The sequence below is a fragment of the Cupriavidus sp. HMR-1 genome, from assembly GCF_000319775.1.
Lineage (GTDB): Bacteria > Pseudomonadota > Gammaproteobacteria > Burkholderiales > Burkholderiaceae > Cupriavidus > Cupriavidus metallidurans.
Map to the genome: position 1 here is coordinate 1 of NZ_ANKP01000242.1, position 23,028 is coordinate 23,028.

22 protein-coding genes and 1 tRNA gene are annotated in these 23,028 nt (G+C 63.7%); 8 read left to right on the plus strand and 15 right to left on the minus strand.

Features of this window, described 5'->3' with window-relative positions; translation table 11 throughout:
- Nucleotides 1-154 precede the first annotated feature (154 nt).
- The 5 genes from D769_RS25520 (at nt 155) to D769_RS25540 (ending at nt 4,807) form a co-directional block, all read left to right on the plus strand.
- Nucleotides 155-1,669, plus strand: coding sequence for a pitrilysin family protein (locus D769_RS25520; RefSeq protein ID WP_008650925.1), 1,515 nt, complete (start codon nt 155-157; stop codon nt 1,667-1,669).
- An 8-nt stretch (nt 1,670-1,677) separates the two neighbouring features.
- The gene (locus D769_RS25525) at nt 1,678-3,042 is read left to right on the plus strand and encodes a pitrilysin family protein (RefSeq protein WP_040011257.1); all 1,365 of its coding nucleotides are present in this window, start codon (nt 1,678-1,680) and stop codon (nt 3,040-3,042) included.
- Between the two features lie 108 nt (nt 3,043-3,150).
- On the plus strand, nt 3,151-3,783 hold the full coding sequence (rsmD, locus tag D769_RS25530) for a 16S rRNA (guanine(966)-N(2))-methyltransferase RsmD (protein ID WP_193750066.1): 633 nt from the start codon (nt 3,151-3,153) through the stop codon (nt 3,781-3,783).
- A gap of 211 nt (nt 3,784-3,994) precedes the next feature.
- Entirely contained in the window at nt 3,995-4,480 is a 486-nt protein-coding gene (gene coaD / locus D769_RS25535) for a pantetheine-phosphate adenylyltransferase (RefSeq protein WP_008650930.1), read from the plus strand.
- Between the two features lie 66 nt (nt 4,481-4,546).
- Nucleotides 4,547-4,807: a YfhL family 4Fe-4S dicluster ferredoxin gene (locus D769_RS25540; RefSeq protein ID WP_008650933.1), complete on the plus strand. Its 261-nt coding sequence runs from the start codon at nt 4,547-4,549 to the stop codon at nt 4,805-4,807.
- A 121-nt stretch (nt 4,808-4,928) separates the two neighbouring features.
- On the opposite strand, the gene pth is transcribed toward D769_RS25540, so the two are convergent.
- The 7 genes from pth to D769_RS25575 form a co-directional block, all read right to left on the minus strand.
- Nucleotides 4,929-5,525, minus strand: coding sequence for an aminoacyl-tRNA hydrolase (pth, locus tag D769_RS25545; protein ID WP_008650934.1), 597 nt, complete (start codon nt 5,523-5,525; stop codon nt 4,929-4,931).
- Between the two features lie 174 nt (nt 5,526-5,699).
- Nucleotides 5,700-6,311, minus strand: coding sequence for a 50S ribosomal protein L25/general stress protein Ctc (locus D769_RS25550; RefSeq protein ID WP_008650935.1), 612 nt, complete (start codon nt 6,309-6,311; stop codon nt 5,700-5,702).
- Between the two features lie 170 nt (nt 6,312-6,481).
- The gene (locus D769_RS25555; protein ID WP_008650936.1) at nt 6,482-7,435 is read right to left on the minus strand and encodes a ribose-phosphate pyrophosphokinase; all 954 of its coding nucleotides are present in this window, start codon (nt 7,433-7,435) and stop codon (nt 6,482-6,484) included.
- Between the two features lie 95 nt (nt 7,436-7,530).
- A tRNA-Gln gene (locus tag D769_RS25560) sits at nt 7,531-7,607 on the minus strand.
- A gap of 67 nt (nt 7,608-7,674) precedes the next feature.
- Entirely contained in the window at nt 7,675-8,553 is an 879-nt protein-coding gene (gene ispE / locus D769_RS25565) for a 4-(cytidine 5'-diphospho)-2-C-methyl-D-erythritol kinase (RefSeq protein WP_008650937.1), read from the minus strand.
- Nucleotides 8,550-9,164, minus strand: coding sequence for an outer membrane lipoprotein LolB (locus tag D769_RS25570; RefSeq protein WP_035881335.1), 615 nt, complete (start codon nt 9,162-9,164; stop codon nt 8,550-8,552). Before D769_RS25570 ends, ispE begins: the two co-directional genes overlap by 4 nt.
- An 85-nt stretch (nt 9,165-9,249) precedes the next feature.
- A complete protein-coding gene (locus tag D769_RS25575) occupies nt 9,250-11,106 on the minus strand; it encodes a tetratricopeptide repeat protein (protein ID WP_234706929.1) in 1,857 nt (618 codons plus the stop codon).
- A 319-nt stretch (nt 11,107-11,425) separates the two neighbouring features.
- Here D769_RS25575 and mutM point away from each other — a divergent pair, with 319 nt between their 5' ends.
- The 3 genes from mutM to mutY all read left to right on the plus strand — a co-directional run bounded on the left by mutM (nt 11,426) and on the right by mutY (nt 15,875).
- Complete coding sequence (gene mutM / locus D769_RS25580) at nt 11,426-12,319, plus strand: bifunctional DNA-formamidopyrimidine glycosylase/DNA-(apurinic or apyrimidinic site) lyase (RefSeq protein ID WP_008650943.1); 894 nt, start codon at nt 11,426-11,428, stop codon at nt 12,317-12,319.
- 332 nt (nt 12,320-12,651) lie between these two features.
- Nucleotides 12,652-14,595 (plus strand): dynamin family protein, encoded by a 1,944-nt coding sequence (locus D769_RS25585; protein ID WP_008650944.1) that lies wholly within the window; start codon nt 12,652-12,654, stop codon nt 14,593-14,595.
- 128 nt (nt 14,596-14,723) lie between these two features.
- Entirely contained in the window at nt 14,724-15,875 is a 1,152-nt protein-coding gene (mutY, locus tag D769_RS25590) for an A/G-specific adenine glycosylase (protein ID WP_008650947.1), read from the plus strand.
- A gap of 33 nt (nt 15,876-15,908) precedes the next feature.
- Here the strand turns inward: mutY and D769_RS25595 are convergent, their stop codons facing one another.
- The 8 genes from D769_RS25595 to lptB all read right to left on the minus strand — a co-directional run bounded on the left by D769_RS25595 (nt 15,909) and on the right by lptB (nt 22,930).
- Nucleotides 15,909-16,562, minus strand: coding sequence for an LON peptidase substrate-binding domain-containing protein (locus D769_RS25595; protein ID WP_008650949.1), 654 nt, complete (start codon nt 16,560-16,562; stop codon nt 15,909-15,911).
- A gap of 46 nt (nt 16,563-16,608) precedes the next feature.
- Nucleotides 16,609-17,499, minus strand: a complete 891-nt coding sequence (rapZ, locus tag D769_RS25600; protein ID WP_008650951.1) for an RNase adapter RapZ — start codon at nt 17,497-17,499, stop codon at nt 16,609-16,611.
- Nucleotides 17,500-17,614: 115 nt separating this feature from the next.
- The gene (locus D769_RS25605) at nt 17,615-17,956 is read right to left on the minus strand and encodes a PsiF family protein (RefSeq protein ID WP_008650953.1); all 342 of its coding nucleotides are present in this window, start codon (nt 17,954-17,956) and stop codon (nt 17,615-17,617) included.
- Between the two features lie 205 nt (nt 17,957-18,161).
- Complete coding sequence (gene hprK / locus D769_RS25610) at nt 18,162-19,133, minus strand: HPr(Ser) kinase/phosphatase (RefSeq protein WP_008650955.1); 972 nt, start codon at nt 19,131-19,133, stop codon at nt 18,162-18,164.
- Nucleotides 19,134-19,201: 68 nt separating this feature from the next.
- Nucleotides 19,202-19,657 carry a PTS sugar transporter subunit IIA gene (locus D769_RS25615; protein ID WP_008650957.1) on the minus strand — a complete coding sequence of 152 codons (456 nt, stop codon included), beginning with the start codon at nt 19,655-19,657 and terminating at the stop codon, nt 19,202-19,204.
- Between the two features lie 475 nt (nt 19,658-20,132).
- Nucleotides 20,133-20,486, minus strand: coding sequence for a ribosome-associated translation inhibitor RaiA (raiA, locus tag D769_RS25620; protein WP_008650960.1), 354 nt, complete (start codon nt 20,484-20,486; stop codon nt 20,133-20,135).
- Between the two features lie 50 nt (nt 20,487-20,536).
- Nucleotides 20,537-22,015 (minus strand): RNA polymerase factor sigma-54, encoded by a 1,479-nt coding sequence (locus D769_RS25625; RefSeq protein ID WP_008650961.1) that lies wholly within the window; start codon nt 22,013-22,015, stop codon nt 20,537-20,539.
- 123 nt (nt 22,016-22,138) lie between these two features.
- Nucleotides 22,139-22,930: an LPS export ABC transporter ATP-binding protein gene (gene lptB, locus D769_RS25630; RefSeq protein WP_008650963.1), complete on the minus strand. Its 792-nt coding sequence runs from the start codon at nt 22,928-22,930 to the stop codon at nt 22,139-22,141.
- Nucleotides 22,931-23,028: the final 98 nt, after the last annotated feature.

The window sequence follows — 23,028 nt, forward strand, 5'->3', positions numbered from 1 at the left end:
GCGCGGGAGCAGGCGCCGGTGTGGGGGCGGCCGCGGGCGGCTCGACCGGTTCGGGAGCCGGCTCGGCCTTGCGCTTCTTCCAGAAACTAAACATTGGGAAAGGGGTCAATACCCCGGTAGAATCAATCGGCAAAATTCTAGCAGACGGGGTCGCATGAACCATTGCGCTGACGTGTCCGGAGCGGGTGTCGCGAAATTTCCGCGGCGTATTCTTTCTTCTCTCATCCTTGCTTCCCTGATCGGCCCCCTGGCCGGCACTGCGTGGTCCCAGACCCCAGGCGAAGCGCCCAGTGCCGCCACGTCTGCCTCGCCACGACAGGGGCCACCACCAGCGCAGCCCACGGCGACAGTCGGCCAGGCCCAGGCCGGCACGACCGAATTCCGCCTGTCCAATGGCTTGCGCGTGATCGTCAAGGAAGACCATCGGGCGCCCACGGTGGCCCATATGATCTTCTACCGCGTGGGCGGATTCGACGAGGTCAGCGGCACCACCGGCGTAGCCCACATGCTCGAACACATGATGTTCAAGGGCACGCCGAAGGTACCGGTGGGTGAGTTCTCGCGCCAGATCGCCCTGCTGGGCGGCCGCGAGAACGCCCTGACCAACCGCGACTTCACGCTCTACTACCAGCAGATCTCCAAGCAATACCTGCCGAAGATGATGGAGCTCGAGGCCGACCGCATGGCCAACCTCATCTTCAAGAAGGAAGAGTTCGAGCGAGAGATGAAGGTGGTGATGGAAGAGCGTCGCCTGCGCACCGATGATTCCCCCCGCGGCACCGTCTACGAGCAGTTGCTGGCCACGGTCTACACGGCGATGCCGTACCGGCACCCGGTCATCGGCTGGATGGACGACCTCGTCAACATGCGGGTCGAGGACGTGCACGACTGGTACAAGACCTGGTACGTGCCCAACAACGCCATGGTGATCGTGACGGGCGACGTCAAGCCGGATGAGGTTCGCGCGCTGGCCGAACGCTACTACGGCAAGCTGAAATCGCATCCGCTGCCGCTGCGCAAGACGCAGATCGAGGCGCCGCAGAAGGGCATCAAGCGCATCTGGGTCAAGGCGCCCGCCGAGAATCCCTACATGGTGATGGCCTACAAGGTGCCGCGCCTGCGCGACGTGGAAAAGGATGTCGATCCGTACGCGCTGGAAGTCCTGTCCGCCGTGCTGAACGGCTACGACAATGCGCGTCTGACACGTGAACTCGTGCGCGAGCGGCGACTGGCCGACGACGTGAACGTCGGCTACGACAGCATCAACCGCGCGGACTCGCTGTTCGTGCTCGACGGCACGCCCGCCAACGGCCACACCACGGAAGAGATCGAGGCCGCGCTGCGCGAGGAGATCCAGCGCATCGCCAAGAGCGGCGTGTCCGAGGAAGAGCTCAAGCGCGTCAAGGCCCAGGTCGTGGCAGGCCAGATCTACAAGCGTGACTCGGTGTTCGGGCAGGGCATGGAAATCGGCGTGGCGGAAATCTCTGACATCTCCTGGCGCCAGATCGACCGCATGCTCGACAAGATCAAGGAAGTCACGCCGGCCCAGGTGCAGGCCGTCGCCGCCAAGTATTTCAGCGACGACAACCTGACCGTGGCCACGCTTCTGCCGCAGCCGATCGACCCCAACAAGCCCAAGACCCCGGTCCCCGAAGGCCTGCGTCACTAGGAGCAACAATGTCCTTGTCTGTTATGACGATTGCGTCTCCGCGCCTGTTGCGCCGGCTTGCCGGCGCGGCCTTCGGGACAGCGGCGCTGCTGGCCAGCGCTGTTGCTCACGCAGCCATCCCAATCGAAAGCTGGACGGCCTCCACGGGCGCGAAGGTGTTCTTCGTGCCGAGCCCGTCGATCCCGATGCTCGACGTCAATATCGACTTCGACGCCGGCAGCCGGTATGACCCGCCCGGCAAGGCCGGCCTTGCCACGCTGACCGCGGCGCTGCTCGACAAGGGCGCCGGCGCGCAGGATGGCCAGCCTGCCCGCAATGAGGCGCAGATCGCCGATGCCTTTGCCGATACCGGCGCCGATTTTGGTGGCGCGGCGGGCGGCGACCGTGGCGGCATCGGTCTGCGCACGCTGACGGCATCGCCGGAACGTGAGCAGTCACTGCGTCTGGCAGCCCAGTTAATCAAGGCGCCGACCTATCCGGACGCCGTGGTGGCACGCGAAAAGCAGCGCCTGATCACGGCAATCCGCGAGGGCGACACACGGCCTGGCGTGATCGCGGACAAGAAGCTGTCGAAGGCGATCTACCCGAATCATCCATATGGCGTATCGGCCACGGCCGAAACTGTCGGGTCGATCACGCATAACGACCTGGTCAAGTTCTGGCAGGACAACTACACGGCGAAGCGCGCCGTTGTGACGTTGATCGGCGCGATCGACCGCAAACAGGCCGAACAGATCGCCGAGGAACTGACGCGTGGCTTGCCTGCCGGCGCGGCCCCGCCGACGATGCCGGACGTGCAGATGACGATCCCGGCCAGCGAGCAACGGATTCCCCATCCGGCCCAGCAGGCCAGCGTGGCGCTCGGGCAGCCCGCCATCGCGCGAGGCGATCCGGATTACTTCCCGTTGCTGGTCGGCAACTACGTGCTCGGTGGCGGCGGCTTTAGCTCGCGCCTGACCGATCAGGTTCGAGAGAAGCGCGGACTCACCTACGGCGTGGACAGCTACTTCGCGCCGTCCAAGCAGCCGGGGCCGTTCAGTGTCTCGCTGCAGACCAAGAAGGAAAACACCAACGAGGCGCTGGCGCTGGTGCGCGAGATCGTCGCGAAGTATGTGGCGGAGGGCCCCACGGATGCCGAACTGCGCGCGGCCAAGGACAATCTGGTCAATGGTTTCCCGCTGCGCATCGACAGCAACCGCAAGCTACTGACCAACGTGGCCAATATCGGCTGGTATGGCCTGCCGCTGGATTATCTGGACACGTGGACGAGCCAGATCAACAAGGTCACGCGTGAACAGGTGCGCGCCGCATTCCAGCGACATGTGCATCCGGACGCCATGGCGACGGTGATCGTCGGCGGCCCGGAAAAGTGACGCGTCGCACGTGATTTTGGTTGGCCTGGCGCCCATGTGTGGGCCGGGCCACCCGCGGCGGCGGCTGACCTTGCTGTGCAGGCGCGTGGCAGGCTCTACAATCACGGGATGAATTCGCAATCCCGACCTTCGCCCGCACCGCGCGGGCGAACTTCTGTTCCCCGCAAGTCCCCCACCCAGGTGCGCATCATCGGCGGGCGCTGGAAGCGATCGCTGCTGCCGGTGCTCGAAGCCGAAGGGCTTCGTCCGACGCCTGACCGTGTGCGCGAAACGTTGTTCAACTGGCTTGGCCAGGACCTGTCCGGCCTGACCTGCCTCGACCTGTTCGCCGGTTCGGGCGCGCTCGGCTTCGAGGCAGCGTCCCGGGGGGCCAGTGCCGTGACGCTGGTCGAAGCCAACCCGCACGTGGTGCGCCAGCTCCGCGACAACCAGTACCGGCTCGATGCCTCGCAGGTGAAGATCATCCACAGCGACGCCTTCGCCGCAGCCGCGCAGATGCCGGCGGCCAGCTTCGACGTGGTATTCCTGGACCCGCCCTTCGCCGAAGATTGGCTCGGGCCGGCGCTCGAACACGCGGCGCGTCTGTCACGTCCGGGGGGAGCCATCTACGTCGAAACGGATCGTGCGCTGATCGGCCCCGATGCGCCGATACCGGCGTCCCTGGAGATCATTCGCCAGGCGCGCGCGGGGGCGGTGCATTTCCACCTGCTGCAGCATCGCCTCGCCAACGGCGCTGGCTGACCTGGGTCGTACGACCTCTTTGGTATGCCAGACAAGGGTTTGCGGGCCTGCTGCGGCGCGGCAGAAATGCGGTCTGATGGACTTCCAATTGCCCCGTTTGGGGTTACACTACGCCGCTGTTGTTTGTTCAACGCCCGTCACGCAGCAAGAATCACATTGACTCGGCCTCGCTGATTTGTGGGCCGGCAACGGGCAGCCCAAAGGAGGAAACATGGTCGTCGCCGTCTATCCCGGTACATTCGATCCCATGACCCGGGGACACGAGGATCTCGTCCGCCGTGCGTCGAATATCTTTGACGAACTCGTGGTTGGCGTGGCGCAAAGCCCCAACAAGCGGCCGTTCTTCTCGCTCGAGGAGCGTATCGGTATCGCGCGCGAGGTGCTTGGCCACTACCCGAATGTGCGTGTAGAGGGATTCTCGGGACTTCTCAAGGACTTTGTCCGAAAGAACAACGCGCGCGTGATCGTGCGCGGCCTGCGAGCCGTCTCCGACTTCGAGTACGAGTTCCAGATGGCGGGCATGAACCGTTACCTGCTGCCGGACGTCGAGACGATGTTCCTGACCCCTTCGGACCAGTATCAGTTCATTTCGGGCACGTTCGTGCGTGAAATCGCGGTGCTGGGTGGCGACGTCAGCAAGTTCGTCTTCCCCTCCGTGGAGCGCTGGCTTCAGGAGAAGATCGGCAAAGCCGAATAGAATAGAGGCCTTCGATGCCGTCTCCGTGGCCAGTCGGGCGCGGGCGGATCGCAGGAAGGAAATATCATGGCGCTGATGATCACCGACGACTGCATTAATTGCGACGTTTGTGAGCCTGAGTGCCCGAACGAAGCCATCTCGATGGGGCCCGAGATCTATGAGATCGACCCCGGCAAGTGCACCGAGTGTGTCGGCCATTTCGACGAACCGCAGTGCCAGCAGGTATGCCCTGTGGCGTGTATTCCGAAAGACCCGAACCACGTCGAAACGCACGAGGTGCTGATGCAACGCTATCGGCTGCTCACGGCAGCCAAGCACGTGGCCTGACCGGATCTTTTGTCCGGCTGCTATCGTTCCGGCCCCCACAGGCAAGAGCAGAAAAGAGAAACCCCGCGAAACCGTCAGGTTTGCGGGGTTTTTTCTTTGGAGCCGGCTGTCGGGGCGCGTGCTAGCGGCCCGTGTGCAGTTCCATCATCGCGCGCTCGCTCTCGCCGCGCGCAAGCGTGCCCAGCGGGCCGATGCAGCGGTCGATCGCTTCGTCGATCGCTTGCTGTTCTTCCTTGCGTGGTGGCTTGAGCACAAAATTGACCACATCCTCGCGGCCGCCGGCCGTGCCGCCCGGCGCATTGCGCGGATGGCCGACGCCGATGCGCAGACGCCAGTAGTCCTGGGTAGTCAGGTGCGCTGAAATGTCCTTGAGGCCATTATGGCCACCCGAGCCACCGCCGCGCTTGAGCTTGGCCGAGCCGGCGGGCAGATCCATTTCGTCATGGGCGACCACGATCTCGTCGGGCAGGATCTTGTAAAAGCGCGCCAGCGACACCACGGAAAGGCCAGAGCGGTTCATGAACGTGGAAGGCTTGAGCAGCCAGACATCCTGATCCCACAAACGGGCGCGGCCAGCCAGGCCGTGAAAGCGGCTTTCCACGCGCAGGGTTGTGCCACCCATGCGGGCGAGTTGGTCGACAAGCCAGAAGCCGGCGTTGTGCCGGGTGGCTTCGTACTCCGCCCCGGGATTGCCGAGGCCGACGATGAGCTTGATCATGCGTTGAGAACGGAATGCGGTAAATCGGACGCCTGAGGGCACCGTGGAACGCGACACAGGATACGCGAAAAAGCGCACGAAAAAGCCGCGCGAAAAAAAACCGCCGGCGAACCGGCGGTCTTTCTTGATGCGCCAGCGGTTGCGAGACCGCTATGGCATCTGGCGCGAAGACGCTTAGGCAGCGGGCGTTTCTTCGCCGCCTTCGGCAGCTTCCGACGACTGAGCGCCAGCCGGCAGCGTGATGCTGGCGATGGCCGGGTTTTCGTCGCCGTGGGTGATGGCGGTCACGCCCTTCGGCAGCTTCAGGTCCGACAGGTGGATGGTCTGGTTCAACTCGGCTGCGGCCAGATCCACTTCGATGAACTCGGGCAGGTCGGCCGGCAGGCACGACACTTCCAGATCGTTCAGGATGTGGCTGACGATACCGTGGCCCAGCTTCACGCCAGGAGCGGTTTCCTGGTTCATGAAGTGCAGCGGCACCTTCACGTGGATCTTCTCGGAGGCCGACACGCGCTGGAAGTCAACGTGCAGCACCAGCGGCTTGAACGGGTGCATCTGGAACGCACGCAGCAGAGCCTTCTCGGACTTGCCAGCCACTTCCAGATCCAGGATCGACGAGTGGAAGGCTTCCTTCTTCAGGGCGTGCCACAGCGCGTTGTGATCCAGTTCGATCATCTTCGGTTCGGCGGCGCCGCCGTAGATGATGCCGGGGGTCTTGCCCGAATTGCGCAGGCGGCGGCTCGCACCCGTTCCCTGTACGCTACGCTCGAAAGCGATAACTTTCATTTTTAACTCCAAATGTGAAGAAGGCTGTCCGCGACCAGACAGCCTCGACTAGCGGCGCGCATCAAGTGATTGCGCCGCCTGAATCACGTTGGCCGCCCTTTCAGGCGGCCAACGCAGTAAAGCCAAATATTCTAGCAGGTATCTGCCAGTACCGTCCCAACCAGTGTCGATCAGGCGTCGGCGAACAGCGACATGATCGAGTCGCCCCGGACGATCCGGGTGAAGGTCTCGGCCAGCAGCGGGGCGGTCGTGACCTGACGGATCTTGCCGGTCTGACGGGCTTCGTCGGACAGCGGGATCGTGTCGCACACCACCACTTCGTCCAGCGCGGACGCGGCGATGCGGGCAACCGCGCCACCCGACAGCACCGGGTGCGTGCAGTACGCGAATACCTTCTGGGCGCCACGTTCCTTCAGCACCTGCGCGGCCTTGCACAGCGTGCCGCCGGTGTCGATCATGTCGTCCATGATCACGCAGTTGCGGCCGGCGACTTCACCGATGATGTTCATCACCTCGGACACGTTGGCCTTCGGGCGACGCTTGTCGATGATGGCCAGGTCGCAGTCGAGCTGCTTGGCCAGCGCACGGGCGCGCACCACGCCGCCAACGTCCGGAGACACTACCAGCAGATTGCCGTAGTTCTTCTCGCGCAGATCGCCAAGCAGGACCGGGGATGCGTAGATGTTGTCGACGGGGATATCGAAGAAGCCCTGGATCTGGTCAGCGTGCAGGTCCATCGTCAGCACGCGTTCCACGCCGGCCACTTCCAGCATGTTGGCCACGATCTTGGCCGAGATGGCCACGCGCGCCGAACGCGGGCGGCGATCCTGGCGGGCATAGCCGAAGTAGGGCATGGCGGCGGTGATGCTGCGTGCCGAAGCGCGCTTGAGCGCGTCGACCATCACCATCAGTTCCATCAGGTTGTCGTTGGTCGGCGCGCAGGTCGACTGCAGCACGATGACGTGCTTGCCGCGAACGTTTTCCTGGATTTCTACCTGGACTTCACCGTCGGAGAAACGGCCGACCAGAGCCTTGCCGAGCGGAATGCCGAGGTGCTGTACGACAGCCTCCGCGAGTTTAGGGTTGGCATTGCCGGTAAATACCATCAAGCCTTCGACGCTCATTCGGGGCACCTGTCTTGCTACTGGGGGGGCTTTGCGCCACCGGCAATGCCGGCAGCGAATTTCTGCATGTCCGCTCTGGACACTATAGGAAGTAATGGCAGGGGAAGAAGGATTCGAACCTTCGAATGCCGGAATCAAAATCCGGTGCCTTGACCAACTTGGCGACTCCCCTACACAACCTTTAACGTCTGTCGTTGCGCTGACTTTAAACCGTCAGTACATCGCCAGGCGAAAACCTGCTACGCGAACGTTGCGAGCGGGTGATGTGACAAATTTTTCACACACCTGCCATCCCATTCAGATGGCAACCTTTCCATCACTCTCTGCGCAGTCTGCTCGTCTTCAAAGCGGGCAAATACGCAGGCTCCGGAACCGGTCATCCTTGCTTGTGGACTGTAATTTTTCAGCCACTCAAGGGCTCGGGCAACTTCGCCGAACTTCGCTGTTGCTATCGTTTCCAGATCGTTGCGACCGAAAGCGAATTTGTTTGTGCAAGCAGCGAAGTCCGCAACTATAGAGATTGGAGAATTCCTTGTCAAGCGTTCGTCCGAAAATATTGCTGCGGTCGGCACATGTTGCCGCGGATGGATGACCACGAACCAGCTGTCGGGCAGCGTCACTGGCGTCAACTCCTCGCCCACGCCTTCGGCGAACGCGTTCTGGCCGAACACGAACACGGGCACGTCCGCGCCGAGCGAAAGGCCGATGCGCATCAGTTCTGTGCGCGGCAGGTTCACGCCCCACAGGTGGTTCAGCGCCAGCAGCGTGGTCGCGGCGTCGGACGACCCGCCGCCGATGCCGCCACCCATGGGCAGGATCTTGTCGATGGCGATGTCCACGCCGAAACGCGTGCCGCTGGCCGCCTGCAATGCGCGGGCCGCGCGCACGACGAGGTCGGTATCGGCCGGCACCCCGGGGATGTCGGTAACGCGCGTGATCACGCCATCGTCGCGGCGTTGGAAGTGCAGCGTGTCAGACCAGTCGATGAGCTGGAACACGGTCTGCAACGTGTGGTAGCCGTCGGGGCGGCGGCCGGTCACGTGCAGGAACAGGTTGAGCTTGGCCGGGGCCGGGCAGTTGCGCAGCTCCGGTGGCGGCAGGGCCGTGCCGACGGTCATTCTTTGTTCTCCGGGTCGATTACGAGCCGCACCGACAGCGGCGATTCATTGCCATCGCGTGCCATGTCGATACGGCGGGGCAGCGTGGTCGTGGGCGTGGCGTTCTCGGGCGTGTCCTGCCAGGCCAGGTAGCGCACGGTCCAGCCACTCTGCCGCAGGGTGTCGGGGCGGCCGTTCGCGTCGCGCGTGATGTTCGATGGTATGCCCGGCGCGGCGCGGCCATGCAGCCAGTCGCGCATGCCAGATACCGGCAGCGAGAATCCGAGCGCCTGCTCCATCAGGCTGTCGACCTCGGGCGCATTGCGCGGCGCCTCGTTAGGCAGGTCGAGCGTGGCCCCGGATGGGGTCGCCGTGACGATGGCCAGCGTCTGGCCCAGCGGCGAAACGAGATCGAGCCGCACGTTGCGGCCTTGTTCCTGCCAGCGGAAGCTGCCCTGCACGCCTTCGTTGCGGCCGTAGCGGACGTAGTTGGCGGAGAACCGGCCGGTGTAAAGCTGGCTGGCGGCGGTTTCGCCGGCATCGAAGCCGCGCGTTGGTGCGACGCTGGCGCACGCGGCGAGCCAGAGCGGTGTGGCCAGGCAGAGCAGGGCCAATCGACGGGATCGGAGCATGTTCAAGTGTTGGGATAATTGGCGCACGCCAGAACGAACCGCCCGGGCGCTGGCCCGGGCGTGCGACGTGCTTGCCTGATGTGAACTACTTCGACAGCAGGACGTTCTGGTTGTAACGGCGCAGGGTGTCGATCAGCGTCTGATTGTCTGGCTCGACCTTCGCCGCCTCGTTCCACGTCTTGCGTGCCTCGTCGTGCTGGCCGAGTTGCCAGAGCACCTCGCCCAGATGCGCGCCGATTTCGGCCTCAGGGGCCTTGGCGAACGCGTTCTTGAGCAGATCCGCCGCGGGCTGCAGTTCGCCCTGACGGTACTTGACCCACGCCAGGCTGTCCATGATGTAGGGATCATCCGGTCCGAGCTCGGATGCGCGTTCGAGCAGCTTGCGCGCTTCCGGCAGACGCTCGTTACGGTCGGCCAGTGAGTAGCCGAGCGCGTTGTAGCCCTGCTTCTGGTCGGGCTGCAGCGCGATCACCTTGAGCAGGCCACGCTCCATGCTGTCGTAGCGCTTCTCGCGTTCGTCGAGCATCGCCAGTTCGTAGATCCAGTCCGCATTGTCGGGCTCGGCCTTGACGCGTTCGTCCAGCACCTTGCGCGCGCGGTCGTACGCCTTGCTGTCCATCAGCGCGGCCACCTCGGCCTGACGGATAGCGGCCATGCGCAGGGCGCGCTGCGCGGGATCGGGGATGTCTTCGGCGTCGGCCAGCATGTCGCCAAATACGGCCTGCGCATCGTCGAGCTTGCCCATGCGTGCCAGCAACTGGCCACGCTTGGCCTGTGCGGCCAGGGTCAGGCGCGGGTCCTCGATTCGGTCGAGCCAGTCGATTGCCGCGGGATAGTCTTTCTTTTCCTCGGCGATCTGCGCGAGGTACTGGTACGCGATGTCGGGGTTGGCCGCTGGCGACTTCTCCGCCATCTGCAGGTACTCCTTCAGATAGCGTTCGGCATCGTCATAACTGCGCGCCTGCAGGCTGGTCAGCCCCAGAGCCAGCGGCACACGCGGATCGGTCGGCGCAACCTTGCGCAGGACCTCGAACTCGGCACGGGCCGAATCCATGTCGTTCTGCTGCAGATACAGCCTTGCCAGCGTGATGTGGCCGTTGACTGACGAGGGCGACTTGGCCAGGAAGCGCTTCATCACCGCGATCGACTTGTCGGGGGCCGATTCGGCTTGCATTTCGGCAGACATGAGCGCGGCAGCTTCGAGGTTCGGCTTGAGCCGAAGCGCCTCATCAAGCTCGGTCAGCGCGCCCTGGCTGTCTCCGGCCATCTCTTGCGCACGCGCCAGGGCCAGGTGAGTTTCCGGCAGCTTCGAATCGTTGGCGGTCAGGCGCTGGAGCACGGCGACTGCGCCTGCGGGGTCACTCGTGCGCGACATCTGCTGCTGCAATTGCAGGATGGCGTCCCCGCGATGCGCGGCTGGCGCCGTCGCCAGCTGGCGGCTCAGCAGGGGCTCGGCTTCCTCCCAGCGTCCGTTGAGCACGAGCAGTGTTGCCAGGACCTGGCTTGCTGCCGGCGATTTCGGCGCCAGGTCGGACCAGAGCCGGGCGCCATCCAGCGCCTGCTGCGAACTGCGCGCGTTGAATGCGATTTCGGTGGCGCGCTGGGCCAGTCTCGGGTCACGCGTTTCGCGAGCAAGATCAAGATAGGTCCGGTATGCCGCGCCGGCCATCCCGCGTTGCAGCGAGATTTCCGCCGCCAGCACTCGGTAGAGGATGTCTGGCGACAGCGAAACATTGGGTAGCGGCGTCCGCTGCGCGCGTGCTGCCGACGACGGCGCTGGAACGTCGATGACCTCGTCATCGTTCTGGGCAACCTTGGCCGGTGCGGCATGGGAAGCGAGCGAAACCAGCGCCAGGCACGCAGCCACGCCCAGGGCGCGCGCATGGCGACGGAAACGTCCGGCGGGGGAAATCGTCGGACCGGTGGCAGTGAAGGCTTTCATTTGCGAAGATTCCGGGCGCATGGCCTGAAAGGACGAAAGATGGTCCGGCATGAAATCGATGCTCCGGCGCGCGGGGGCGTTGCAGTCAATGGAGGCATTGTAGCCTGCCGCTACAATGCGCTGCTTGCCTTGCCCGGCGCCCTTGGGTTGGCTACGTACGGCAGCCCGCACAATGTGCGCCGCTTCCGGTCACATGGCAGGGCAAATCCTGCCTCGTTGGATCGGGAAAACAGGCAAGAGGTTCTTGGGAATTGATTGGATAAGGGCTGATAAGGGTCCGGAAGCCCGCTGCCGGCCGGCGGATGGAATAAGGGGGGCGATGCCAGAACTGCCGGAAGTCGAGGTCACGCGGCGTGGATTGCTGCCGCACGTAGTGGGCCGCCGCATTACCGATGTGACCGTGCGCCACCGGGGCTTGCGCTGGCCGGTCGAGCCGGAACTGGAGGCGCGACTGACGGGCCGCACCATCGGCCGTATCGAGCGACGCGGCAAGTATCTGCTGCTGGAATGCCTGCCGCCGGTCGACGCCACCCGGGCGGGGACAGGCGAGGACGCCGCGCCCGGCTGGCTGCTGGTGCACCTGGGCATGACGGGCACGCTGCGCGTCTATCCGGATCCGCCCGCGCCGGGCGCGCATGATCATCTCGACCTGTTGCTGGCTGCCGGCCCGGATACCGCGAAGGCCGAGCCGGTTGTCCTGCGTTTCCGCGACCCGCGCCGCTTCGGCGCCATTCTCTGGACGCCGCTTGCCGAATCGGACCTGCCCGGGCATCCGCTGCTGAGCAGGCTCGGCATCGAGCCCTTCGACCCGCGCTTCGATGGCGCATGGCTTCATCGAGGCATGCGCGGGCGTTCCATGGCGATCAAGCAGGCTCTGCTGGCGGGCGACGTCGTCGTCGGCGTTGGCAACATCTACTGCTCCGAGAGCTTGTTTCGCGCCGGCATTCGGCCGACCACGCAGGCCGGGCGGCTGAGCCTGGCGCGCTGCGAGAAGCTGGCCGTTGCCGTGCGCGAGACGCTGGCGGAGGCCATTGCACGCGGCGGCAGCACATTGCGCGACTTCGTCGGCAGCGACGGCAGCAGTGGCTATTTCCAGCTCGACTGTTTTGTCTACGATCGTGCCGGCGAGCCATGTCGCATTTGCGGCACTCCGATCCGTCAGATCCTGCAGGGCCAGCGATCGACGTTCTATTGCCCGCACTGCCAGCACTGACCCGTCGCCGGGGCGCAAAGCCTGTCCGGGACGGTCTGGCACACGCCGAACCGGTCTGGATTTCTTGTTGAAATCGCCTGCCGATGGGTCGGCGCAACACTCGCGCAGGTGGAATGCCGTAAGGGGCGTGAATTCCACAAAATCGTGCAAGAAACCTGTATCGTGTGCGCAGACATAAAAAGTTACAAAATGCGCCAAGCCACCCTGCCGATGGGGCATGGACCTGGCCGTCGACTTGCCAAGGGACCGCAGGGTCAGTGGAACCATCCCGGGGCCAGTTGTGCAATACGAGCCCGAAACCAATAAATCCGAGCCGAAAAGCGAACCACTCCATGACGAGCCTCGCACAGCAATTCGAACAATATGGCGCCTGGAGAACCGGGGTTCTTCATTCTCTCGCCGACTTCCAGTCCTGGCTGCAGCAATACGATCTCTATGACGCCACCGCGGAAGACCGCGTGCAGCGCATCCAGAACGTGCTCAGGAGCGACCGGCTCAAGGTCGCTTTCATCGCCGAGTTCTCGCGCGGCAAGAGCGAACTGATCAACGCCATCTTCTTTGCCGACTACGGTCGACGCATCCTGCCGTCATCGGCCGGCCGCACCACGATGTGCCCGACGGAGTTGCGCTACGACGAGAACGAGGTGCCGTGCATCCGGCTGCTGCCGATCGAGACGCGCCTGCAGGACGCGTCCACGGCGGACTTCATGGAGCCCGGTTCCGCGAATTCTCACTGGACCACGGTACCGCTCGACCCGTCGTCGCCCGATGGCATGCTGGCTGCGTTCCAGCACGTCGTGGAGACCACGCGCGTGAGCCCGGCCGAGGCCGAGGCGCTGGGCCTGTACAACGAGAACGATCCGGATGCCGCCTGGGCGGTGGATGCCGATGGCATGGTGGAGATCTCGCGCTGGCGCCATGCGGTGATCAACTTCCCGCATCCGTTGCTGCGCCAGGGTCTGGTGATCCTGGACACGCCGGGCCTGAACGCGATCGGTACCGAGCCCGAACTGACGCTGCGCCTGATTCCCGATGCGCACGTGGTGGTATTCGTGCTGGCCGCCGATGCCGGCGTGACCAAGAGCGACCTCGATCTCTGGCGCAGCCATGTGGGCGCCGGCCATCGCCGCGGTTGCCTGGCCGTGTTGAACAAGATCGATGGTCTCTGGGACCCGCTCAAGTCATCATCCGAGATCGCGTCGGAGATTTCGCGCCAGGTCCGTACGACCGCGCAGACGCTCGGCATCGAGGAACGCCGGGTCTACCCGGTATCGGCACAGAAGGGGCTGGTGGCCAAGGTCACCAACGACGAGCCGATGCTCGTGCGCAGCAACTTGATGCAGTTCGAGCACGTGCTGTCGGACCAGCTCATTCCGCAGCGGCGCGAGATCGTGGCCGACCAGGTACAGCGCCTGGTACAGGAGATGTCGCGCGGCGCCCAGCAACTGCTGCAGAGCCGCCGGCGCGATATCGTCGAGCAGTTGTTCGAGTTACGCGGCCTGCGTGGCAAGAACCATGCGATGGTCAAGCACATGCTGATGCGCGTGCAGAGCGAGAAGGAGGAGTTCGAGCAGAGCATCGCGAAATTCCAGGCGCTGCGGCTGGTATTCGGGCGGCATAGCGCGGACATCATCAAGAGCCTGCAACTGCGCGACGTTCGCCGCACGATGCGCGATGCGCGCGAGCAGATGAAGGAGCGCTTCTTCTCGCGCGGCCTGCGCGAGGACATGGAAGCGCTGTTCGGCCAGCTTACCGGGTTGATTACCGACGCCGATCAGAAGATCGTTGGCCTGCACCAGCTCGTTGAAAGCATGTATCGGCGCTTCAATGCCGAACATGGTTTCACGCTGCCTTCGCCGATGCAGTTCGTGACGTCGCGCTATACCAACGAACTGCAGGAAACGCTGCAATTGGTGAACACGCATTTCGGCGCCGTGCACATGCTGACGCGCTCGCGTCCGCAACTGGTGCAGAACGCATTCGCGACGATGGCCAGCCGCGTGCTCGAGAACTTCCGCGATCTAAATCGCGATATCGAGATCTGGCTGAAGTCGGTGATGACGCCGCTCGAGGCGCAGGTACGCGAGCACCAGAAGCAATTGCGCCGACGCGTCGATTCGATCGAGCGCATCCACGAGGCCACGGACACGCTGGAATCGCGCATTGCCGAACTTGAGGAAGTGCTGAACGGCCTCGATGAGCGGAGCACGAAGATCGAGAGCTTCGCGCGCAGGCTGGTGGACGTGCCCCCGGAAGCAACGGCGCGCGCGGCGTAGTCGGAGCGTCCCCCTCGTCCACTTGTGGGAGAGGGGGCAGACCCGGCGATCTGGGAAGGGTATTGCAACCGCCGATGTATCATGTGGCGCCGCCTGTGAGCGGCGCTTTTTCTTTTCAAGATCCCGCAATGCCCCGCAAGCCTGCCGCCGCCCCCACCATGCCCGAGACCATCGCCGTGCCATCCGATTTCGGTATGCGCGTGGTGACGTGGCAGCGCCAGCACGGCCGGCACGACCTGCCTTGGCAGAACACACGCGATCCGTACCGCATCTGGCTGTCCGAGATCATGCTGCAGCAGACGCAGGTGGCAGCGGTGATCGAGTATTTCCAGCGCTTCGTGACGGCGCTGCCCACGGTTGCCGCTCTGGCGGCAGCGTCTGCCGACGAGGTCATGGCCTTGTGGGCCGGGCTGGGCTACTACTCGCGCGCGCGCAATCTTCATCGCTGCGCCAAGACCGTGGTGGATGAGCACGCTGGCGTGTTTCCGACCGCCCCAGAGGTGCTCGTAACGCTGCCCGGCATCGGTCGCTCCACGGCTGCGGCGATCGCGGCGTTCAGTGCCGGCGTTCGTTCTCCGATCCTGGACGGCAACGTCAAGCGCGTCTTCGCGCGTGTGTTCGGCATTCACGGTTATCCCGGCGAGCGCGCGATCGAGAATCGGATGTGGGCGCTGGCCGAACAGGCGCTGCCGCCTGCCGGACGTCATCAGGCAGATCACATGGTGGCCTACACGCAGGGATTGATGGACCTCGGCGCCACGATCTGCTCGCGCGGCAAGCCAGCCTGTCTGGCCGACGCAGAGGCGTGCCCGCTCGTGGCCGATTGCGTGGCCCGCAAGGACAACCTCACCGCCGTGCTGCCCACGCCGAAGCCACGCGCGGCGATTCCGGAGCGCAGCGCTGTGATGCTGATCGTCCGGCATGGACGCGATGTGCTCGTGCAGTTGCGTCCCAGCAGCGGCATCTGGGGCGGCTTGTGGAGTCTGCCTGAAATGCCGGTCGACGCGGTACCGTTCGATTCGGAGGTCGCCGAGGAGTCGGCGCTGCAGTTAGCCCGCGCGTATGGCTCGCCTGCACGCGCGTATCTGGCTGGCGAACTGACGCATGTGTTTACCCATTTTCGCCTGCTGATTCGCGCGATTCGCGTCGATCTGGACGCCGTCGCGCTTGAGGGTAATGCCGCGAGCCGGTGGCTGTCTCTTGACGATCTAGACATGCTGGGCACTCCGGCCCCGGTGCGCAAGCTGCTGGAAGATCAGGCGAGACTCGGACTTTTCTGAGTTGCCCGCTCGGAAGGCGGCTCAGAAGGCGGCTCAGACGATGTGGTGCTGTCGCATGTAGCGATGCACGATCTCGATGCGCACGCCGGCATCAGGTAGCTCCATCAGCATCTGCTTGGCCTTGAGTGGCACCGGCAACAACTCGCACAGCCGGTTGACCACCCAGCTCGGATCGTCCCAGAGATAGGGCTCTCCGAAGGGCAGTTTCGGCTTGTCGGGCTGATCCGTGTGGAGCGAGGTCACGATTCGACGCAACGCGGCCAGGCACTCGCCCAGCAATTCCAGCTTGCAGTCGATGACATCCGGCGGCAGCAGTTCCACGCTCGCCACGAGCAAGCCGTCATCGCGCGTGGCGTGGGACAGCACCCGGAAGCGTTGGCGTCCGCGCGTTTCAATCAGCAGGACGCCGAGTTGCTCCACATTGCAATCGACGATTTCCGCAAGACAGCCGATGGACTCGGGTTCGGTGGTTTGGCCCGGCTGCGCGACTTCCTCTCCGGTGGCAATCAGACAAACGCCGAACGGCAGATGGTCGCGCATACAGTTGCGCACCATGTCGACGTAGCGTTTCTCGAATACACGGAGAGGCAGACGGCCGTCCGGAAACAGGACCGTGTGAAGAGGGAACAGCGGCAGCGCATCCAGGGTAGCGGAATCGGATGCGGTGCCGGAAAGAAAGGTCGACATGCGGTTGGCCGGCTCCAGTCATGGGAAAACGGCGGGGCGCCGCGCGTCAGCCAGCGGGGGCCAACTCGCGGTGTCTGACCAGCACATTACCATGTGCCCGGAAGTAGTTGGCAAGTCTTTCCGCGATGAACACGGAACGGTGCTGGCCTCCGGTGCAGCCGATGGCGACGGTCAGGTAGCTGCGGTTGTCCGCAATGAAACTCGGCAGCCACTTCTCCACATAGGCGCGGATATCCTCGGCCATGGCCAGCACCATCGGCTGGCTTTGCAGGAAGTCGATGACTGGCGCATCGCGCCCAGTGAGCGGGCGCAGCGCGAGATCGTAATAGGGGTTCGGCAGGGAGCGCACGTCGAAGACGAGATCGGCGTCGCTGGGCACGCCGTGCTTGAACCCGAACGATTCAAACAGCAGCGTGAGCTGCTGGCTGTTCTTGTTCTCGTTCTCGTCTTGAATCAGTTCCTTGATCCAGCTGCGCAGCGTATTGGTGCGCACGTTGCTGGTGTCGATGCGGTGGGCCGATTCCGCCAGCGGGCTTAGCAGCTCCCGCTCCTTCTCGATGGCCTCGATCAGCGAGGTATCGTTGGGCGTGCCAGCGGCCGTGCCAACTTCGACTTGTGCCGAAAGCGGGTGGCGCCGGCGCGTTTCCGAGTAGCGCTGAACCAGCGCATCGGTGCTGGCGGTCAGGTACAGCACCTGTACCTGATGGTTCGCGGCCAGCTCTCGCACCGTATCGGGCAGTCGCGCGAGCGATTCGCGGCTGCGGATGTCGGTGGCAACACCAAGCTGTGAGTAGCCCTGTTCCGCCAGGTAGCAGGCGAGATCGGGGATGAACTGGGCCGGCAGGTTGTCGACGCAGTAGTACCCCGCGTCTTCCAGTACGTTCAGCGCGACTGACTTGCCCGAGCCGGAAATTCCGGTGATAAGGATGATCCGCATAGCGATGCAAGCATAGCATCGCGTGATGGCGGCGTCATGACACCTGCCCTAAAGCAAAATGGCGAATCGTCGCCGATTCGCCATCATTGCCACGGGATCTATCAGATCTGGCGGATCAGGCCGCCGGCTTCGACAGGCAATCGCTCATGGACTTCTTGTAGTCGTCGCCCTTCTTGCCCTTGTTTTCCTTCGAGCAGGCCGACATCTTTTCCTGCTGGGTCTTCGGTGCGGCCGGTGCGGCGGCTGGTGCGCTGCCCGACAGGCAATCGCTCATGGACTTCTTGTAGTCGTCGCCCTTCTTGCCCTTGTTCTGCTTCGAGCAGGCCGACATCTTTTCCTGCTGCGCGGTCGGGGCCTTGCCAGATTTTTCAGCGGCCGGGGCCGAGGCGCCCTGGGCGAACGCGCCCGTGGCGAACAGAGGGGTAACCAGCACGCACATCGCGATCAGTTTCTTCATGCTTCTCTCCTGGCTGTGGAAACACATCATGGCCGGACGCCGACCTTCAGGATGCAGCACGGCGGCTGGCGGTACCGGACTGGGCTCGATGCCCATTGAAGCACAAAACGGCGCGCGCCCAAAGCGCGTTGACGAGGGGAGGCCGGCCGCTTGTAAGCAATTGAAAGCGACGCCGGCGTTTCACAAAACCGCCGGAATTGTCTGATCAGAGCAGCCGACCCTGGCCGCGGGAAACCACGTCGGCCTGCATCGCTGCCCGCTGACGGTCCATGAAGTCGCGCAGGGTATCGATGCCACGCAGGCGCAGTATCGTATTGCGGACGGCGGCTTCCACCAGCACGGCAAGGTTTCGGCCAGCTGCCACCTGGATCTTCACCATGTGGATCGGGAGGCCAAGAACGTCGAGGTACTGGGAATCAAGCGGCAGGCGCTCGAATTCGCCGTCGTTGCGGCGCACCAATTGCACCACGAGCTTGAGCTTCATCTTCCGCCGCACGGCGGTCTCACCGAAGATCGTCTTGATGTCGAGCAGGCCCAGGCCGCGGACTTCAAGCAGGTTCTGCAGCAGCGGCGGGCAGCGGCCCTCAATGAAATCCGGGCCAAGCCGCACGAAATCGACGGCGTCGTCGGCCACCAGGCCATGTCCGCGCGAGATCAGTTCCAGGCCCAGTTCGCTCTTGCCAAGGCCCGACTCACCCATGATCAGCACGCCCATGCCGAGAATGTCGAGGAACACGCCGTGCATGGTGACGCGCGGCGCGGAGATGCGCGACAGGTACAGGCGGAGGTGGTCGATGACGGCCGCCGAGGATACCGGCGTCGTGAACAGCGGAGTCGACGAGCGCGTGCAGCGCAGTTCCAGATCGGGCGGCGGCTCCATGCCATCCGCCACCACCAGGAATGGCGGCTCGAGCAGGATCAGCTCGCCCATCTGACGTTTGCGGGGTTCGTCGTCGAGGCGCTGGTAGTAAAGGATCTCGGGTTTGCCGAGCACCTGAATCCGGTTCGGGTGGATGAGGTTCAGGTGGCCGACCAGATCGGCTGCCGATGTCGCCTCACGCGCGAATTCCACGTCGAAGGCTCGATCGGCCCCTTCCAGACCGGCGACCCAGGAGAGTTTGATGTCGGCTGCGTTGTCGTCGAAGATCGACTGGGAGGTGACGCCGGTGAGTTCCATGCGGGATGACTTTTCGGGAGGGGCTGTATCGCGGGTATCGCGTCAGGCTGCGCTGGCCTGCCGTCGTGTCAGGGGTGCCACTGGGTCAGTAATTCGTGGACCGCTTCGGGCGTGGGTAACGTGGCCAGTCCTTCGCGCATTTCCCGGTCCGACAACAACTGGGCGATTTCCGAAAGAATTTCCAGATGCTGCTGGGTGGCCTGCTCGGGCACAAGCAGGAAGATCAGCAGCGCCACCGGTTTGCCGTCGGGCGATTCGAACGGGATCGGCTCGGCCAGGCGCATGAAGGCAGCCAGGGGCTGTTTGAGTCCCTTGATGCGACCATGCGGAATGGCGACGCCGGCGCCAAGACCGGTGGACCCGAGCGATTCGCGCGCGAACAGGTTGTCGGTCACGGTGGCCCGGGCCACGCCATGGTTGTTCTCGAACAGGAGCCCGGCTTGCTCGAAGACCCGCTTCTTGCTGGTGACGGTGACGTCGAGATTAATGTTGCCGGGTGGCAGCAATTTGGCCAAACGATTCATGGGCGATGCACGAGGAGTCAGAAAGGCGAGCCGACGCACATGAGTCGTCCCGCTGCGTTGGGCAATTCAGGCTATTGAGCGCAAAAGGACGCCCGCATTGGAGCGTCCGGCCATTATAGAGCAGGGCCACTGCGCACTTGTGCGCTGCGGCGCCGGCGCCGCGAGTGGTGCCGCGAGCTTGCCGGTCGGATTGCCCACCCAGAAAACTGCACCCGCCGTCGCGCGATCTTTCGCCACGCGGAATGCCGGGCCGGTTGTCCGGGGCCGTCCTGTCTGTAGTTGTTGTATGGCGCAGCATACACCGAGCGGCGTCAGTTGCGAACACCCCCGGCTGACCAAATGTTGCAGGGCTGGTACTCAGGTAACGGGTGCGCCAGCGGCGCATCCGCATCGCGCCCATCAAAAAAGCCGCGCAGATGCGCGGCTTTGCTCTTCCTATCTATCCTCTCAGGGGCGACCTGGTGTCGCCGCCGACTTATTGTTGTTGTAGTTGTTCGGCAGCCATCTGGTACTTGACCGCTTCCCGGTCATGCCCTTGCACGCGGTCCTTGTAGCGGATCACCTGGCGGTCGAGCTTGTCGACCAGACAGTCGATTGCAGCATAAAGGTCTTCATGATGCGCTTCGACGAAGATGTCCTTGCCCTTGAGGTGCAGGTTGATTTCCGCGTACTGACGCTTGTCCTTTTCCTTGTGGTTGTCTACGGATAGCAGCACGCTTACGCCAATGACCTGATCGAAATGTCTGACAATTCGCTCCAGTTTCGTTTCCACATACTCACGCAGCGGCGGCGTGATGTCGAGGTGGTGTCCACTGATCTTGAAGTTCATAGCGCTTCTCCTTCTGAAAGAGCCGCACCAGGCAGGCGGTTGCGGCTCGGCTACAAAGTCTTGCGGAGATTGACTGCGGGGATCTTCAGCGCTTCGCGGTACTTGGCCACCGTGCGGCGTGCGACCACAAAGCCCTGTTCGCCCAGCAACTCGGCGATGCGGCTGTCGGAAAGGGGATTCCTGGGTTCTTCGGCTCCTATCAGTTGCTTGATCAGCGCGCGGATCGCCGTGGATGAGGCCGCGCCGCCAGTCTCCGTGGAGACGTGGCTACCAAAGAAGTACTTCAACTCGAAAGTACCCATCGGCGTGGCCATGTATTTATTCGTAGTCACCCGGGAAATGGTCGACTCGTGTAGACCCAGTGTATCGGCAATCTCCCGCAAAACCAAGGGGCGCATCGCGATTTCCCCGTGCGAGAAAAAGTTCTTTTGACGTTCCACAATTGCCTGCGCAACACGCAGGATCGTGTCGAAACGCTGCTGAATGTTCTTGATGAGCCACCGCGCCTCCTGGAGCTTCTGCTGCAGCCCGGCCGCGCCCGCTTCCCCTTTTGCACCGCGCAAAATCTGCGCATACATGTCGTTGATGCGCAGACGCGGCATCACGTCGGGATTGAGCTGCGCGATCCAGCTACTGCCACTCTTGCGCACGAACACATCCGGTACCACGAAGTCCGCTTCCGGACGGCTGTAGGCATGTCCGGGATACGGTGCGAGCGAGCGGATCAGATCGTGCGCGGCCTTAAGTGCAATTTCGTCAACCTGCAGGGCTTTCTTGAGCCGCGTGTAGTCACGCACGGCCAATAACTCCAGGTGGTGGTTGACGATCGATAATGCAAGGTCCCGCTGTGGATGCTGCAGACGGCGCAGTTGCAAGGTGAGGCATTCTGCGGCGTTGCGCGCACCCACGCCAGGAGGGTCGAAGCTCTGCAGCAGGGTCAGTATCGCCTGCACTTCATCGACTTCGAATTCGAGTTCCTTGGGTAGTTCCGAGCAGATCTCGTCGAGCGTTGCGCCCAGGTAGCCGTCGTCGTCCAGCGACTCGATCAGGAAGATGGCCAGGCCCTTGTCGCGCGTGGAGATCTTCAGCGGCGTGAGCTGTTCCATCAGGTACTCGCGCAGCGTGGGTTCCGCTTCGCGAAGCTGCATCGGCGTCTTCTCGTCCTCGTCGCCCTGAGGCCGGCGAGCGAAATCGTCCAGGCTCCAGTCGCTGCCGTAATCGTCACCCGAGCTGTCGCCGTAGCTGTCGTCTTCGCCGTTGGCGCCGTTCGCGCGATCGTCGCCATTACCTTGCGGTTCGGAAGATGCCGGAGCCGGGGCGCTTTGCACGTTGACCGACCCGTCCGCGGCCACGCGCAGCGGGCTTTCGATCCAGTCGTTCTCGCGTTCGAGCAGTGGATTCTCGGTCAGCGCCTGCTCGACTTCCTGTTGCAGCTCCAGTGTGGATAACTGCAGCAGCCGGATGGACTGCTGCAGTTGTGGAGTCAGAGCCAGATGCTGGGAAAGTCGAAGCTGAAGCGATGGTTTCATGCGACCTATTCTATGCGCATCTTCCCGTTGTTGGAACGGAAATTGCTATCACCTATCGCTGGCACTTCGTGATCGCCAACGGCTAGTTGACGAATGCTGCAAGGCGGCGTCGCGGCCGCTTGATCACATGCGGAAGTTTTCGCCCAGATAGACGCGTCGCACGGACTCGTTGGCGATGATTTCCTCGGGCTGTCCTTCGGCCAGCACGGTGCCTTCGCTGATGATGTATGCGTGGTCGCAGATGCCCAGCGTTTCCCGCACGTTGTGGTCGGTAATCAGCACGCCGATGTTGCGTGCCTTGAGGAAGCTGACGATGCGCTGGATCTCGCCCACGGCGATCGGGTCCACGCCCGCGAATGGTTCGTCGAGCAGGATGAAGCGCGGCGCTGACGCCAGCGCGCGCGCGATTTCCACGCGGCGGCGCTCGCCGCCCGACAGCGACAGCGCCGGGTTGTTGCGCAGGTGGGCGATCTGCAGGTCATCGAGCAGCGAGTCGAGCCGGCGATCGATTTCCTGCTTGGGCAGCGACTTGCCGTTGACCACCTGCAGTTCCAGCACCGCGCGGATGTTCTCCTCGACGTTGAGCTTGCGGAAGACCGAAGCTTCCTGCGGGAGATAGGACAGTCCCATGCGCGCGCGTTCGTGGATGGCCAGGCCGCTGATGTGCTGGCCATCGAGCACGATATCGCCTTCGTCCAGCGCGACCAGTCCGACGATCATGTAGAACGACGTGGTCTTGCCCGCGCCGTTCGGGCCGAGCAGGCCGACGACCTCGCCGCTTTTGACGTCGAGCGAGACGTCCTTGACCACGGTGCGCGAGCCATAGCGTTTCTTCAGATGGCGCACGACCAGCGTGCTGCTATCCGTGGATGGGGCGGAAGAAGCCTGGGCGGCGAGCGTGGCGGTATCGTTCATCGGGTACGGATGGAGCTGGAAACGGTCAGGGCTTGGCCGGCTGCGAGGACGGCTTCAGGTCGAGCGGCGCGCCGGCCGGCGCGCTGGCCGGGTTCGCG

Coding starts and splice junctions, on each gene's coding strand:
- pth (WP_008650934.1), bottom strand. CDS start 5,525: ATGATCAAGCTCATCGTCGGCCTCGGCAATCCCGGGGCGGAGTACGAA.
- D769_RS25585 (WP_008650944.1), top strand. CDS start 12,652: ATGACGAGCCTCGCACAGCAATTCGAACAATATGGCGCCTGGAGAACC.
- coaD (WP_008650930.1), top strand. CDS start 3,995: ATGGTCGTCGCCGTCTATCCCGGTACATTCGATCCCATGACCCGGGGA.
- D769_RS25625 (WP_008650961.1), bottom strand. CDS start 22,015: ATGAAACCATCGCTTCAGCTTCGACTTTCCCAGCATCTGGCTCTGACT.
- D769_RS25550 (WP_008650935.1), bottom strand. CDS start 6,311: ATGAAAGTTATCGCTTTCGAGCGTAGCGTACAGGGAACGGGTGCGAGC.
- D769_RS25540 (WP_008650933.1), top strand. CDS start 4,547: ATGGCGCTGATGATCACCGACGACTGCATTAATTGCGACGTTTGTGAG.
- ispE (WP_008650937.1), bottom strand. CDS start 8,553: ATGACCGTCGGCACGGCCCTGCCGCCACCGGAGCTGCGCAACTGCCCG.
- D769_RS25575 (WP_234706929.1), bottom strand. CDS start 11,106: ATGAAAGCCTTCACTGCCACCGGTCCGACGATTTCCCCCGCCGGACGT.
- lptB (WP_008650963.1), bottom strand. CDS start 22,930: ATGAACGATACCGCCACGCTCGCCGCCCAGGCTTCTTCCGCCCCATCC.
- D769_RS25525 (WP_040011257.1), top strand. CDS start 1,678: ATGTCCTTGTCTGTTATGACGATTGCGTCTCCGCGCCTGTTGCGCCGG.
- mutM (WP_008650943.1), top strand. CDS start 11,426: ATGCCAGAACTGCCGGAAGTCGAGGTCACGCGGCGTGGATTGCTGCCG.
- rapZ (WP_008650951.1), bottom strand. CDS start 17,499: ATGCGGATCATCCTTATCACCGGAATTTCCGGCTCGGGCAAGTCAGTC.
- mutY (WP_008650947.1), top strand. CDS start 14,724: ATGCCCCGCAAGCCTGCCGCCGCCCCCACCATGCCCGAGACCATCGCC.
- D769_RS25605 (WP_008650953.1), bottom strand. CDS start 17,956: ATGAAGAAACTGATCGCGATGTGCGTGCTGGTTACCCCTCTGTTCGCC.
- D769_RS25555 (WP_008650936.1), bottom strand. CDS start 7,435: ATGAGCGTCGAAGGCTTGATGGTATTTACCGGCAATGCCAACCCTAAA.
- D769_RS25520 (WP_008650925.1), top strand. CDS start 155: ATGAACCATTGCGCTGACGTGTCCGGAGCGGGTGTCGCGAAATTTCCG.
- D769_RS25615 (WP_008650957.1), bottom strand. CDS start 19,657: ATGAATCGTTTGGCCAAATTGCTGCCACCCGGCAACATTAATCTCGAC.
- D769_RS25570 (WP_035881335.1), bottom strand. CDS start 9,164: ATGCTCCGATCCCGTCGATTGGCCCTGCTCTGCCTGGCCACACCGCTC.
- hprK (WP_008650955.1), bottom strand. CDS start 19,133: ATGGAACTCACCGGCGTCACCTCCCAGTCGATCTTCGACGACAACGCA.
- D769_RS25595 (WP_008650949.1), bottom strand. CDS start 16,562: ATGTCGACCTTTCTTTCCGGCACCGCATCCGATTCCGCTACCCTGGAT.
- raiA (WP_008650960.1), bottom strand. CDS start 20,486: ATGAACTTCAAGATCAGTGGACACCACCTCGACATCACGCCGCCGCTG.
- rsmD (WP_193750066.1), top strand. CDS start 3,151: ATGAATTCGCAATCCCGACCTTCGCCCGCACCGCGCGGGCGAACTTCT.